The following is a 13,388-nucleotide window of genomic DNA, read 5'->3' as shown; positions in this document are numbered from 1 at the left end:
CAGCGCTTGATCCCTGGACCGCCGACGAGCCGGATTGTCAGAGGTAAATATCATGTCCCATGGCCTGAGCCCGCGGCCCGCCACCGCCAAGAAGTCTGCCGATCTCAAGGGCACGGTCCGCATACCCGGCGACAAGTCGATCTCGCACCGCTCCTTCATGTTCGGCGGCCTGGCCTCGGGCGAGACGCGCATCACCGGCCTGCTCGAGGGCGAGGACGTCATCAACACCGGCAAGGCGATGCAGGCGATGGGTGCCAATATCCGCAAGGAGGGCGACACCTGGATCATCAACGGCGTCGGCAATGGCGCGCTGCTCGCGCCGGAGGCGCCGCTCGACTTCGGCAATGCCGGCACCGGCTGCCGGCTGACCATGGGCTTGGTCGGCGTCTATGATTTCGATTCCACCTTCATCGGCGACGCTTCGCTGACCAAGCGGCCGATGGGCCGCGTGCTCGACCCGCTGCGTCAGATGGGCGTGCAGGTGAAGTCGGCCGAGGGCGACCGGCTGCCGGTGACGCTGCGCGGGCCGCAGACGCCGAACCCGATCACCTACCGCGTGCCGATGGCCTCTGCCCAGGTGAAATCCGCCGTGCTGCTTGCCGGCCTCAACACGCCCGGCATCACCACCGTCATCGAACCGGTAATGACCCGCGACCATACGGAAAAGATGCTGCAGGGCTTCGGCGCCAACCTGACGGTCGAGACCGATACGCAAGGCGTGCGCACCATCCGCCTCGAAGGCCGCGGCAAGCTCACCGGCCAGGTGATCGACGTGCCCGGCGACCCGTCCTCCACCGCCTTCCCGCTGGTGGCGGCGCTTCTCGTCCCGGGCTCGGACGTCACGATCCTCAACGTGCTGATGAACCCGACCCGCACCGGCCTGATCCTGACGCTCCAGGAAATGGGCGCCAATATCGAGGTCATGAACCAGCGCCTCGCCGGCGGCGAGGACGTCGCCGATCTGCGCGTCCGCTATTCGGAACTTAAGGGCGTCACCGTTCCGGAAGAGCGCGCCCCGTCGATGATCGACGAATATCCGGTGCTCGCGGTCGCCGCCGCCTTTGCCGAGGGTGCGACGGTGATGAACGGGCTCGACGAGCTGCGCGTCAAGGAATCCGACCGCCTTTCGGCCGTCGCCGATGGCCTGAAGCTAAACGGCGTCGACTGCGACGAGGGCGAAGCCTCGCTGGTCGTGCGCGGCAGGCCGGACGGCAAGGGCCTCGGCAATGCAGCGGGCGAGAAGGTGAAGACCCATCTCGACCACCGCATCGCCATGAGCTTCCTTGTCATGGGATTGGCCTCCGAGCATCCGGTGACCATCGACGACGGGACGATGATTGCCACCAGCTTCCCGGAATTCATGGATCTGATGACGGGGTTGGGTGCGAAGATCGAGTGATCGATATAACAGGACATCGGTCGGGCTCGCGTGGAGCCAAATCTCTGCAAAGCGAAATCGGCAGCGACCGGACGGCTGACGTGGTGTCCTGAGCACCCGTGTGGTGTCATGAGCACCCGTGTAGCCGACCTTCCCCGCAGCCTCGCTTTATGAGCCGTCGCCCGAAAGCGACGGCTCATACGTTACTGCGTGCCACCCGATGGGGCTTGCTGAGTACCCTGTCCTCCTGTGGGAGCGGGTTGCGTGGTTTGCCCGCCTTCAGGCGCCTGTTGCGTTCCCTGCCCGCCAGCCGGTGTTTCGATGGTCGGGGCGTTGACATTGACATCCGTGTCACCTCCGCCGCCAGCTCCATCGAACAGGTCGCCGCCAAAGAGGAACAAGGCACCGACGACAAGCAGAACCAACACTATAGCCACGGCCCAGCCGCCGCCACTACCAGTATTCACAACTGTTGGACCTCTATCAGCCATTTAACTTCTCCTTATTCTTCACGCTGTGGCAAAACTCACAGGAGTGATTTAGGTTCCACCAAGAAGAAGGGCGATAAAGCGGGGCGAAATGAGCCTGTGGACGGATTTGAAATCACGTTTAAATAGTTTGACGCGAAATAATCGTGGTTTTCATCAGTCGGACGAAAGAATTCCCCTATTGTTTGCCCGGCATGCAGGTTGGATGTCGCTCTGAATAGTGCCACCGCTGACCAGCGCCCTACCCGGCCCCATACGCAACAAGGCCGGCGAACCGTAATTTATCGAATGATCGTGGATTCTCCGACGATTTTGATCTAACAGGCCCCGCAGAAACGACCGCAGGACCAAATATGATCACCATCGCCATCGACGGACCCGCTGCCTCCGGCAAGGGCACGCTTTCGCGCCGCATCGCCGAGGAATACGGCTTCCACCACCTCGACACGGGGCTCACCTATCGTGCCACGGCCAAGGCGCTCCTCGATGCTGGGCTGTCACTCGATGACGAGGCGGTTGCCGAGACGATGGCGCGCGAGGTCGAGCTTGGCGGGCTCGATCGTTCCGTGCTATCGGCGCATGCGATCGGCGAGGCGGCATCGAAAATCGCCGTCATGCCGGCGGTGCGCCGGGCGTTGGTCGAGGCGCAGCGGGGCTTTTCGCGGAAAGAGCCGGGCACGGTGCTCGACGGGCGCGACATCGGCACCGTCGTCTGCCCGGATGCGGCGGTAAAGCTCTATGTCACCGCCTCGCCGGAAGTGCGGGCCAAGCGGCGCTATGACGAGATCATTGCCGGCGGCGGCACGGCCGATTACGGGGCGATCTTCGAGGACGTCAAGAAGCGCGACGAGCGCGACATGGGCCGGGCCGACAGCCCGCTGAAGCCCGCCGAGGATGCGCACTTGCTCGACACGTCCGAAATGGGTATAGAGGCCGCATTCCAGGCGGCGAAGACGCTGATCGACGCTGCCCTGAAAGAGAAGATTTGAAGAAAGCCCTGTTTCCGGTCCCGGCCGGAACCGTCTTTCTCGAAAAGCCTGAAATTCCGTCCATGCGCCGGATTGCCCTTTAAGAAGGGCGGACTGGGTTCAGGCCCTTTTAACGCTAGCCCCCCGGCGCACATGCGTCTCCGGCAGGAGATGCAGCAGGAGATTACATGTCTGCAACCACCCCCACCCGTGATGATTTCGCCGCACTTCTCGAAGAGTCCTTCGCCAAGACGGACCTCGCCGAAGGCTATGTCGCCAAGGGCGTCATCACGGCCATCGAAAAGGACGTCGCCATCGTCGACGTCGGTCTGAAGGTCGAAGGCCGCGTTCCGTTGAAGGAATTCGGCGCCAAGGCCAAGGACGGCTCGCTCAAGGTCGGCGACGAAGTCGAAGTCTATGTCGAGCGTATCGAAAACGCGCTCGGCGAAGCCGTTCTGTCGCGCGAAAAGGCTCGCCGCGAAGAGAGCTGGATGCGCCTGGAAGTGAAGTTCGAAGCCGGCGAACGCGTCGAAGGCATCATCTTCAACCAGGTCAAGGGCGGCTTCACCGTCGATCTCGACGGCGCCGTAGCCTTCCTGCCGCGTTCGCAGGTCGACATCCGTCCGATCCGCGACGTCACGCCGCTGATGCACAACCCGCAGCCCTTCGAAATCCTCAAGATGGACAAGCGCCGCGGCAACATCGTCGTTTCGCGCCGCACGGTTCTCGAAGAGTCGCGCGCCGAGCAGCGTTCTGAAATCGTTCAGAACCTCGAGGAAGGCCAGGTTGTCGAAGGCGTCGTCAAGAACATCACCGATTACGGTGCGTTCGTCGACCTCGGCGGCATCGACGGCCTGCTGCACGTCACCGACATGGCATGGCGCCGCGTCAACCATCCGTCGGAGATCCTGAGCATCGGCCAGCAGGTCAAGGTTCAGATCATCCGCATCAACCAGGAAACCCACCGCATCTCGCTCGGCATGAAGCAGCTCGAGTCCGATCCGTGGGATGGTATCGGTGCGAAGTACCCGGTCGGCAAGAAGATCACCGGTACGGTCACGAACATCACCGACTACGGTGCGTTCGTCGAGCTGGAGCCGGGCATCGAAGGCCTGATCCACATCTCCGAAATGTCCTGGACCAAGAAGAACGTTCACCCCGGCAAGATCCTGTCCACCAGCCAGGAAGTCGACGTGGTCGTTCTCGAAGTCGATCCGACCAAGCGCCGTATCTCGCTCGGCCTCAAGCAGACGCTCGAGAACCCGTGGCAGGCCTTCGCGCATAGCCATCCGGCCGGCACCGAAGTCGAAGGCGAAGTCAAGAACAAGACCGAATTCGGCCTGTTCATCGGCCTCGACGGCGATGTCGACGGCATGGTCCACCTTTCCGACCTCGACTGGAACCGTCCGGGCGAGCAGGTCATCGAGGAATTCAACAAGGGCGATGTCGTCCGTGCTGTCGTTCTCGATGTCGACGTCGAAAAGGAGCGGATCTCGCTCGGCATCAAGCAGCTCGGCAAGGACGCCGTCGGTGAAGCGGCTGCTTCCGGCGAACTGCGCAAGAACGCCGTCGTTTCGGCAGAAGTCATCGGCGTCAACGATGGCGGCATCGAAGTGAAGCTCGTCAACCACGAAGACATCACCTCGTTCATCCGTCGCGCCGACCTGTCGCGCGACCGCGACGAACAGCGTCCGGAGCGCTTCTCGGTTGGTCAGGTTGTCGACGCCCGCGTCACCAACTTCTCCAAGAAGGACCGCAAGATCCAGCTGTCGATCAAGGCTCTGGAAATCGCGGAAGAGAAGGAAGCCGTCGCCCAGTTCGGTTCCTCCGACTCGGGCGCCTCGCTCGGCGACATCCTGGGTGCTGCTCTGAAGAACCGTCAGAGCAACGAGTAATCGTTGTCAGGCTGGAAATGATAAGCCCGCGGAGAGCGATCTCCGCGGGCTTTTTTTAGGCTGCGATTGCTCTTGGTTCGGCGTTCAACCGAGATCGCCGAGTTTCCTGTAGAGGTCATAGGCGTCGCTTGCCTCTGCATCGACCGCATCGTCGCCGTCGCCTTCGGGATCTTGCCCTCGCCTCGCCTCTTCCCGGTCGTCTTTGCCGGTGCCGTCGTCCTCGCCCTCATCGGCTGGATGGCGGTCGGTCCGGTCGGCTTCGTCTTCCGCCTCCTCCTTTGCCGGCAGATAGGGCACCATTGCGAAGGGGATGATCTCCGGCAGACCGCTCTCGACGAGGAGAGCGACGGCCTGTTGCATGGCGACGTCTTCGCCCGCCGGCGCTTGCCCTTGAACGGCAGCCGAACCGCGCAGGGCGGCGTCCGGCTTTTCCGCAGCGACCGGTTCGGAGATGGGCTGCCCGTCCTCGGCGGCGCTGCCGGGGGGCGGAGCCTCCGGCAGCCGCTCGGGCAAATCAGGCGCCGGCCGCGTCCGCACAGCTTGTCGTTCGCCTTCCCCCGATGCCGGCGCCCGCCGGTCCTCCGCCACGCCTTCCGGCAGACCGAGACTCACTTGCAGCAGCGCATCGGCGGCGTCGGCGAGTGCGGACTCCGGCACGATTTTCCGAGGCGCCGCGGCCTGGACCGGTGCCCGTGCGTCGCTTCCTTTGGCGCGCGTCGGCCCATAGGTTCCGTCCGCCTCGAATCCTTCCGACTCCCTGGTCGGCGCTTGCGCGCCGGCCGGTTCCGCTTCGCCAAAAATCTGCTCCGCCCCGCCGTCCGCCAACTCGGCGGCCCGATGCTGGGCGGCCACGTCATCGCCTTCAGAACGAGCCGGCAAGACGTCGTCCGTCGAAGCCGCGGCATTTTCCGAAGCCTCAGCCAAAGCCGGCTCTATCGCCTCGGCCGGCTCGCGGCCGTCCTCCGTGGCCACGGCAGAAGGCGCAGGCGCAGCACTATCGCCATTGCTCGTCGATCGCGGCGTTGGGGCCGGGGCCGGCGGTTCCTCTGCCCGGGCCGGTGCGCCGGTCTCTGCCGCTTGCGGCATTTCTTCCAGAACCGGCTCGGCAGATGCACCGTCATCGGCACCGTAGGTCTTCCGCAACATCGCCTGCAGCAGCGCCAGGTCGTGTGGCTGCGGCGTCGGTGCGGAGGCAAGGTGCAGGGCTGCCGACAGCGGCAGCGGCAGATTCCTGATTCCCGTGTGGCCGGCCGGCAACGGCGTCGTGGGGTTCGCAAATCCTGTCGATGGCCCGCTTTGCGTCAGGGCAGCTAGGCGTCGCGCAAGGCTGCCGCCGCCAAGCTGCCTCTCTATCGCCTGACGCTCCGGCAGCGGCAAGGATTCCACTACCTCGACGAGACGCCGGACAAAGCCGCGGCCGCCTTCCTGCGGCAGCGGCGGAAACTTCAGAACACGGGCGAGGTCCTCAACGAGTCGCACCAGCGCCTCGCGGGGAAGAATCTCCTTGCCCGAGAGGTGACGTCCAAGGATGTCGAGCAACTTCTGGATCGCCTCGGCGCGCTGGCCGGCAGGCGGCAGGACCCGCCGGACGGCCTGGACGAGATCGTCGCCGAGCGTGGTTGCGTTCCTGATCGTGCCAATAGGTATCGGCATCCTCATCTCCAATTGCGTGCGGCGGCGCCATCGCGGAGCCGCGCTCGCCATCGAACGTCCTTGCTGCTAGAGGGCGCCTCATGCGCATATCGGCCGATGGGCCGGCCCCGCGGCGGGCTAGCCGCTGGCATGGGACTTGGCATGATGACTGAATAAAGAGCGAAGAAGTTTAGGAAGTGTTAACCATGGCTGCGGCAGGGGGCGCTTTTTCCGATGGCCTCGCCAACCGGATCATGCGTCCAAGGCTTCGCTCTTGCCGGAGGGCTCCCGCCGGTCCATCCTATGAGGGCCAGTCCCGATGGAGCTGCCGATGACATTCCGTCCGCCGCAAGCGCTCAGCCGTTTCGATGCCGGAAGCGGCGTGAACGTCCTCGAATACGAATTGATGGCCGAGCGCGCCGACGCCCTGGGGCGCCATGGCCTCAAGGTCGAGAAAGCGCTCGCCGCCCTTACCGGCTTCGACCGGGATCGGGGCCGGCCGGAGGAACGCCAGCGGCTGCTCGACGAGGCGGCTGACGCCGTCTGGGCCTTTCTCATCCAGCGGGAAATCTGCGGATTGCGCGACAGCCGCGACGCGGTGCGCCGCTACGGCATTCCGGGGGAAGTCATGGCGCGGCTCGGGATCGTCAGGAGAAGATAGGCCGCACGTCCCAGGGGCGGGACGCGGCAGTCTGCTCGCGTCGCAGCTTCAGGCATCAGGCAGGCCCGGCGAAAGCCGCCGCCGAGCCTCATTTGAGCGAGCCGTTACCAGCCGTATCTGTAGTACCGATGGCCGTAGTAACCGGGACGATAATAGCGGTACGGAGCGCCGTAATACCGGTATGGATAATAGCCGGGGTAGTAGCCTGGGCCGTAATAGCGGGTGCCGTAATAATAGCGGTTCCCATAGTAATGGTGACGCGGATAGTATCCGCCCGTCCCGAAATAGAAGGTGATTCCGGCTCGCCGATAGCCGTGATGGTAGCCCGGCCAGCCGCCGTAATAGCCGCCGCGCCAGCGCGGGTAATAGCCCCGACCATAGTATCCGCGGTGGGTGACAGTTTGGACGCCTGCGGGCGCCTTGATCTCTATGTCGAGCGCCGGACGCGGCATGGCCTGGACGGGCGCTGCGGGGGGGATCATGGAGGCGGCCGCCAAAGCGCAGCTCATAACGAAATTCCGAAATCCCGTCATTTTCTCCTCACTTTCCGAAAGACGTGCTTTCTGGTTCCTGCCCCTTCTCCGAAGACATTTGTTTGGTTGGTTCTATTTCATGACTCTCGGCGCGCACACGCGTACTCAGGCCCGGATCTCCGCGCGGTCCAGTCGTCCGCAGAAGCATGCGCCTCTCCGGCGCTCATGTCACTGGAATTCTTGCCTGTCGTGGCGCGTTGGAACGCTCGTCGGGATCGGCGGAAAGCGGATTACGCCGAAGCGGCCGCTTGCCGGCGCTTTTTCGCATCCTGACGCGAAAACTTCAAAATGCCTGTTGACACTTCGCCCCCGGCCTTTTACATGCCGGTCCGTCGCCCAGATGGCGGAATTGGTAGACGCGCAGGTTTCAGGTACCTGTGCCGCGAGGCGTGGAGGTTCGAGTCCTCTTCTGGGCACCATTTCCCTTTAGAAATGCAGAAAAAGCCCGGATTCCCGGGCTTTTTGCATTTTTGCGATCAAGGCAAAAGCGGGCATGCTGACGCCCTACGCCGCCGTGCCCGCCTCTTCGCCGGGTGGCTGTCCGGCGTTCGCGGCGGTCGGCAGCACCTCGTAGATTTCCAGAGCAGTGGCTCGCCCCTTCGCCTGGGCAAGGCCGAGCGGGCGGAAGGCGATCACCTCGCTGCACTGCGCCACCACGGCGCCGCTCGCGAGAATCGTGGTGCCGTAGTCCTTGTTCATGCCCTCGAGCCGCGAGGCGACGTTCACCGTGTCGCCCATGGCGGTATATTGCAGGCGCTCCTTGGCGCCGACGCTGCCGACGACGGCCGGACCGGTATGGAGGCCGAAGCGGGTACGGAACTCCGGCAGCCCCCTCTCCCGCTGGCTGGCGTTGAAGGCGGCGAGCCGCTCTTCGACCGCCAACGCGCAGCGGCAGGCGTGTTCGGCATGGTGCGGATCGGCGACTGGCGCGTTCCACATGGCAAAGACCGAATCGCCGAGAAACTGGATGATTGTGCCTTCATGGGCGGCGACCACCTCGCTGAAGATGTCGAAATATTCCGACAGCATCGCCACCACCGCCTCCGGCGAGTGGTGTTCGCTGATCGTCGTGAAATCGTAGATGTCGGTGAACAGCGCCGTCACCTCCTGGCGCCAGCCGGCGCGACCGGCGAACTGCCCGGATTCGATGCCCTTGCGCACCAGTTCGCGCGGCACGTAAAGCGCAAAGGTGGAGATCGCATCGCGGGCCCTGTTCATCGCGCTGTTGAGGGTCGAGATTTCCGCCACGTGCGAGGAGACCTTGATCGGCGTTGCGAAATCGAGATCCTGCAGCCGATTGGCACTGGCGGTCAGCTGGTTGAGCGACTTGGTGATCAGATGCGCGAGGACTAGCGAGAAGAGGACGGCAAGCACCACCACCGAACCGGAGATGGCGAGGCCCTGGACGAGAGTCTCGTTGGCGGCGGCCATCAACTCGTCGAGCGGCGCCGCGACCACGATCCGGTGGCCCGCTAGAAGCTGCGCCGATTGGATCGGCGTCACCGCGACGAGATAGGTGCGATCGCCGACATCGACCAGGACCGCCTTGCCCGGGGCCGGCGGATTGCGCCGGATGCTTTCGACGAGCGGATCGGCCTCAGGCACCGCGACCGGAGTGGTGCTGTCCTTCGTAGCCAGAATGCGCTTCATCGCCATCGGATCCGAATGGATGATCGGCCTTCCGACAGCATCGAGAACCAGCGACACGGAGTCGGCCGTCAGCCGTTCGCGAGACAGGAAATCGGTGATCGTGTCCACGACGACGTCGGCGCCGATGACGATCTGCGGATTGCCGCGATGAGCCTGCGAAATGGTCATGCCGAGCTTGCCCGTCGTTGCCATCTCGTAGGGGCCGACCGACATCGGCGCCTTGCCATTGACGGCCGCGCGGTACCAGGGGCGCGTCCGCGGATCGTAGGCGGTCGAGGGCACGCGGCGTTCGGCAAACTGCAGGCCGCTTTCGTCGAGGAAGAGGATCCGATAAAGCCCCCTTCCCTGGTCGTCGCGCTCCATCGAACGCACCGCGAGCGTCGCGCCGCGCGGCGCGTCGAGTGCCATCCGCCAGGCAGACGAGCGAAGATCGACCACGTGGAAGAAGGCGCCGCTCGGATAGCCGACATAGACGCCGTCGATATGCGGCGAGCGGATGATGCCTTCGCGCAGCAGCGCCACCTTGTCGTTCATGCGCTGCGGCGGCGGTACCAGAAAGGCGTTGGCGACAGATGCCACGAGGCTGACCAGCGCCGACGTGTCCCCGGAAAGCATACCGAGCCGATCCACGAGGCGATCGACGAAGGCGCCCATGTTGGCCTCGGCATCCTCGATTGCGGCGTTGCGGGCGCGGCGGTAGTCGAGCCCTACGAGGGTGGCGGACACGACGACGAGCACGGCGACCATGACGAGGCTCAGCAGCGACCGGAGCGTCCAGGTATCGAGACGCTTGTTCTCCTTAGAGCCGCGCATGTCCGTGCCCCTATGCGGATTGGCTAGGTCCTGAACCTAAAATTGATCTTGGCGCTATCGCGCGGGCTTGCATAGGGCCGTTTGTTGCCGTTGTCAGCAGGGCGGCGTCAATTGACGCTGACCGGCCGGGACCGCATCCGCGCCACCGTCTCCCGTTCCGCCCGCTTGCAGCGCATCGGCGGCAGGTTGCGGTCCATCAAGTCCATGTCCTCGAGCACCATCTCGCCCATCTTCTTGAACGCCTGGTCGAGCGCGCCGGCGCGATGCGCCGAGCGCAGGAAGCCGGGAAGCCGGCGGACCGGATGGTCGAGCGGAAGCGGTTCTTCCGGGAAGACGTCGCTCGCCGCGACGATCCGGCCGCTTTCGACCGCGGCGATCAGCGCATCGAAGTCGACGACGCCGGCGCGGCTGAGCAGAATGAAGGCCGCTCCGGGCCGCATCTTGGCGAAGGCTTCGGCAGCGAGAAAACCTTCATTCTCGCTGGTGACGGCGGCGACGACGAAGACGAAATCGCTGATCGAGAGCACCGTCTCGAGCGAGGCCGGCTCAACCCCGGCGTCGGTGAGAATGGAGGCGGGCAGCCAGGATCATGGACGCGGATCCTGGCGCGAAAACCGGAAAGCACCCGGTTCAACGCCCTTCCGAGATCGCCGAAGCCGACGATGCCGATCTCGGAGCCGGAGAGGAGCCGCGCCGAAGCGTTGACTTCGCCGCCCCAGAGCTCGCGTCCCTCGCGGAAGGCGAGATCGGCATCGACGATGCCCCGGGCGAGATTGAGCGCCATGGCGAGCCCCAGTTCCGCCACCGGCTCGGCGAACACCTGCCCGCTCGTCACCACGTGAATGCCGCGCTGGAAAAGCACCTCATAGGGCATGTTGTTGAGGAGGTTGCTTTCGACATTGAGGATGGCGCGCAGCTGCGGCATGCGTTCGAGCGTCCGCTCGTCCAGCGGCGGCTGGCCGATGATGTAGCGAACCTCGCCAAGCGTTGCGTCATCGAGCCCGGCAATGTTTTCCGGATCGGCCTCGACGATGCGATAGCGTCGATCGAGTTCACCTCGCGTTTGCCGGCTGAAGATCAGCTCAAGCGTGCGCGGCGCCGGCGCGCTGATGACAAGCGGTCGCTTCGTCTCGGGCATTGTCTTTCCTCCCTCTCCAGCCGAGAAAGCCGCCGCATTCAATAGTTCAGGCCGCGCTTCTGCCGTTCGAGCGACGGCGGCAGTCGGCCGCTTTGAAAGACCGGCCCGTCGCCCTTGCGGCATCGGTAGATCGTATCGAAACGAGGGCGGCCATGAGAGGGTTCGAACGGCCCGTAGCGGTCGATGAAGACCTGCTCGCAGACGGTGCTCTCGCCGTCCTGCAACGGGTTCACTGGCCGCACGCCGGGAAGGTCATGAAAGCTCTGGGCGAAATTGAGACGCGTCCCGTCCGCCAGGGCGGCACTGGTGAAGAGGCTCAGCACCAGGGCGGCCAGGAAAAGCGATAGTGCGGAACGGAAGGAACTCATGCCGGCGGACTCTCGGAGCACGGCGGCGGAACGCCGACGCAGGGACACGGTATCGCGGCCGACAAACTTGCGCTATAGGCCAGCTACACTCTACAGCGCCGCCGCATCAGACGCGGCGAAGTGCTGCTACTTTGAATCACTGCATGGTTCCTTAAATCGAATCCGCTTTAAGGAACCATGCAGCTCACGATCTGGGGATTCTCGATGGCGAATACAATACGGTTCCACGAAGGTGATATTTCCGCAACCGACGCGGCCCGCTACACCGGCGCGATCGCCATCGACACGGAAACGCTCGGCCTCGTTCCCCGCCGCGACCGTCTCTGCGTCGTGCAGCTTTCGCCGGGCGACGGTACCGCCGACGTGATCCGCATCGCCGCCGGACAGAAAGAGGCGCCGAACCTCGTTGCCATGCTTGCCGATCCGGCCCGCCAGAAGATTTTCCACTTCGGCCGCTTCGACATCGCCGTGCTGTTCCACACTTTCGGCGTTACCGCCACTCCGGTCTTCTGCACCAAGATCGCCTCGCGTCTGACCCGCACCTATACGGACCGGCACGGCCTCAAGGACAATCTCAAGGAACTGCTCGACATCGATATCTCCAAGCAGCAGCAGTCCTCCGACTGGGCCGCCGAAATCCTCTCGCCGGCGCAGCTCGAATACGCCGCCTCGGATGTGCTCCACCTGCATGCGCTCAAGGACAAGCTGACGGCGCGCCTCATGCGCGACGGCCGCATCGACCACGCCGAAGCCTGCTTCGCCTTCCTGCCGACCCGCGCCAAGCTCGACCTGCTCGGCTGGGAAGAGACGGATATTTTCGCCCATAGCTAAGGGCAGGCTTGTCGGTTCTCGGGGTGAGTCTCGGGCACTGCGGTCCTTTGCCAAATCCCGATTTTCTCCACTCCAGCGTCATCCTCGGGCTTGACCGGAGGATCCATGCCCATGCCTCAAACAGTCGAAACTTGGTTACGCCAGTTCTGAAAAGCGCGTGCACCGGTGTTTGTGTTTAGATCCTCGGCTCAAGCCCGAGGATGACCCATTGGTGGGGTGCGCCAGTGAGACGAGGCATACAGCCCGCGCACAATTCGGGGCGGCGACGTGGGGGCCGATCCCAGTCACCTCTTCAAGGCATCATCCACAGCAGCGCGGCATAGCGGGCCGCCTTGCCGATCGTCACATAAGCGAGGAAGGCGGCGAGCGGCGTGCGGAGCAAGCCCGCCGCGAGCGTCAGCGGATCGCCGACGATCGGTAGCCAGGAGAAAAGCAGCACCGGCTGGCCGTATCGCGCGAAGAGCGTTTCGGCCTTTTGCCGCGCCTGCGGCGAGACCGGAAACCAGCGCCGGCCCTCGAAGCGGATCGCGAAGCGGCCGAGGGCGTAATTCACCAGCGCGCCGAGCACATTGCCCGCCGTCGCTGCGAGAAACAGCGCGGCCCGGGTCGTCTCGGCTGAAAGAGCCGCAGCAACCACCGCCGCTTCCGACAGGCCGAACAGCAAGGTCGCGGAGAGAAAGGCTGCGCCGAAGACGCCGGCAAGCGTGGCGAGATCCAGGAGTTCAGCTCCTGTCGACGTGGCCGAGATCGCGCTCCGGCTCGATGACGTCGCGGATTCGCTGCTTCAATTCCTTTGGCCCCGGAAAGCCGCCGTCGCGCTTGCGCTCCCAGACGAGCTCGCCATCGACGCGGATCTCGAAATTGCCGCCGGTGCCGGGGATCAGCGCCACCTCGCCGAGCGTGTCGGCAAAGGTCGACAGCAGCTCCTGCGCCATCCAGCCGGCGCGCAGTAGCCAGTTGCACTGGGTGCAATAAAGGATCGTGACGCGCGGCTTCTCACTCATCTGACAATATCCTGTTTCGGCCACCATAG

The 13,388-nt window shown here is 64.3% G+C and carries 12 protein-coding genes, 1 tRNA gene and 1 pseudogene; 7 read left to right on the top strand and 7 right to left on the bottom strand.

What is annotated here, in order from left to right; all coding sequences use genetic code 11:
• Positions 1 to 52 precede the first annotated feature (52 nt).
• From aroA to rpsA, 4 genes are all read left to right on the top strand, one after another.
• Positions 53 to 1,399 (top strand): 3-phosphoshikimate 1-carboxyvinyltransferase, encoded by a 1,347-nt coding sequence (aroA, locus tag CO656_RS08710; protein ID WP_037377818.1) that lies wholly within the window; start codon positions 53 to 55, stop codon positions 1,397 to 1,399.
• A 239-nt stretch (positions 1,400 to 1,638) separates the two neighbouring features.
• The gene (locus CO656_RS30460) at positions 1,639 to 1,995 is read left to right on the top strand and encodes a hypothetical protein (RefSeq protein WP_210421633.1); all 357 of its coding nucleotides are present in this window, start codon (positions 1,639 to 1,641) and stop codon (positions 1,993 to 1,995) included.
• Between the two features lie 224 nt (positions 1,996 to 2,219).
• A complete protein-coding gene (gene cmk / locus CO656_RS08700; protein WP_064255020.1) occupies positions 2,220 to 2,855 on the top strand; it encodes a (d)CMP kinase in 636 nt (211 codons plus the stop codon).
• 167 nt (positions 2,856 to 3,022) lie between these two features.
• Positions 3,023 to 4,729, top strand: coding sequence for a 30S ribosomal protein S1 (rpsA, locus tag CO656_RS08695; RefSeq protein WP_097525468.1), 1,707 nt, complete (start codon positions 3,023 to 3,025; stop codon positions 4,727 to 4,729).
• An 84-nt stretch (positions 4,730 to 4,813) separates the two neighbouring features.
• On the opposite strand, the gene CO656_RS08690 is transcribed toward rpsA, so the two are convergent.
• Positions 4,814 to 6,382 (bottom strand): hypothetical protein, encoded by a 1,569-nt coding sequence (locus CO656_RS08690; RefSeq protein WP_097525467.1) that lies wholly within the window; start codon positions 6,380 to 6,382, stop codon positions 4,814 to 4,816.
• Between the two features lie 310 nt (positions 6,383 to 6,692).
• Between CO656_RS08690 and CO656_RS08685 the strand changes: the two genes are divergently transcribed.
• Complete coding sequence (locus CO656_RS08685; protein WP_097525657.1) at positions 6,693 to 7,022, top strand: DUF6665 family protein; 330 nt, start codon at positions 6,693 to 6,695, stop codon at positions 7,020 to 7,022.
• Between the two features lie 104 nt (positions 7,023 to 7,126).
• Here the strand turns inward: CO656_RS08685 and CO656_RS08680 are convergent, their stop codons facing one another.
• A complete protein-coding gene (locus CO656_RS08680; protein WP_037422335.1) occupies positions 7,127 to 7,555 on the bottom strand; it encodes a hypothetical protein in 429 nt (142 codons plus the stop codon).
• Between the two features lie 334 nt (positions 7,556 to 7,889).
• Between CO656_RS08680 and CO656_RS08675 the strand changes: the two genes are divergently transcribed.
• A tRNA-Leu gene (locus CO656_RS08675) sits at positions 7,890 to 7,974 on the top strand.
• Between the two features lie 85 nt (positions 7,975 to 8,059).
• Here the strand turns inward: CO656_RS08675 and CO656_RS08670 are convergent.
• The 3 genes and pseudogenes from CO656_RS08670 to CO656_RS08660 all read right to left on the bottom strand — a co-directional run bounded on the left by CO656_RS08670 (position 8,060) and on the right by CO656_RS08660 (position 11,524).
• Complete coding sequence (locus CO656_RS08670) at positions 8,060 to 10,018, bottom strand: adenylate/guanylate cyclase domain-containing protein (RefSeq protein ID WP_097525466.1); 1,959 nt, start codon at positions 10,016 to 10,018, stop codon at positions 8,060 to 8,062.
• Between the two features lie 107 nt (positions 10,019 to 10,125).
• Positions 10,126 to 11,156, bottom strand: a pseudogene (locus tag CO656_RS08665) (hydroxyacid dehydrogenase).
• A gap of 38 nt (positions 11,157 to 11,194) precedes the next feature.
• Positions 11,195 to 11,524 carry a hypothetical protein gene (locus tag CO656_RS08660; protein ID WP_037422339.1) on the bottom strand — a complete coding sequence of 110 codons (330 nt, stop codon included), beginning with the start codon at positions 11,522 to 11,524 and terminating at the stop codon, positions 11,195 to 11,197.
• Between the two features lie 204 nt (positions 11,525 to 11,728).
• Between CO656_RS08660 and CO656_RS08655 the strand changes: the two genes are divergently transcribed.
• Positions 11,729 to 12,355: a ribonuclease D gene (locus tag CO656_RS08655; protein ID WP_097525656.1), complete on the top strand. Its 627-nt coding sequence runs from the start codon at positions 11,729 to 11,731 to the stop codon at positions 12,353 to 12,355.
• A gap of 292 nt (positions 12,356 to 12,647) precedes the next feature.
• Here the strand turns inward: CO656_RS08655 and CO656_RS08650 are convergent, their stop codons facing one another.
• A complete protein-coding gene (locus CO656_RS08650) occupies positions 12,648 to 12,992 on the bottom strand; it encodes a VTT domain-containing protein (RefSeq protein WP_097525655.1) in 345 nt (114 codons plus the stop codon).
• 85 nt (positions 12,993 to 13,077) lie between these two features.
• A complete protein-coding gene (locus CO656_RS08645; protein WP_026622927.1) occupies positions 13,078 to 13,359 on the bottom strand; it encodes a SelT/SelW/SelH family protein in 282 nt (93 codons plus the stop codon).
• Positions 13,360 to 13,388: the final 29 nt, after the last annotated feature.

The sequence above is a fragment of the Sinorhizobium sp. FG01 genome (assembly GCF_002531875.1).
Classification (GTDB): domain Bacteria; phylum Pseudomonadota; class Alphaproteobacteria; order Rhizobiales; family Rhizobiaceae; genus Sinorhizobium; species Sinorhizobium fredii_C.
The sequence above is the reverse complement of the archived record's forward strand: the minus strand, read 5'-3'. Positions and strand labels throughout refer to the sequence as shown.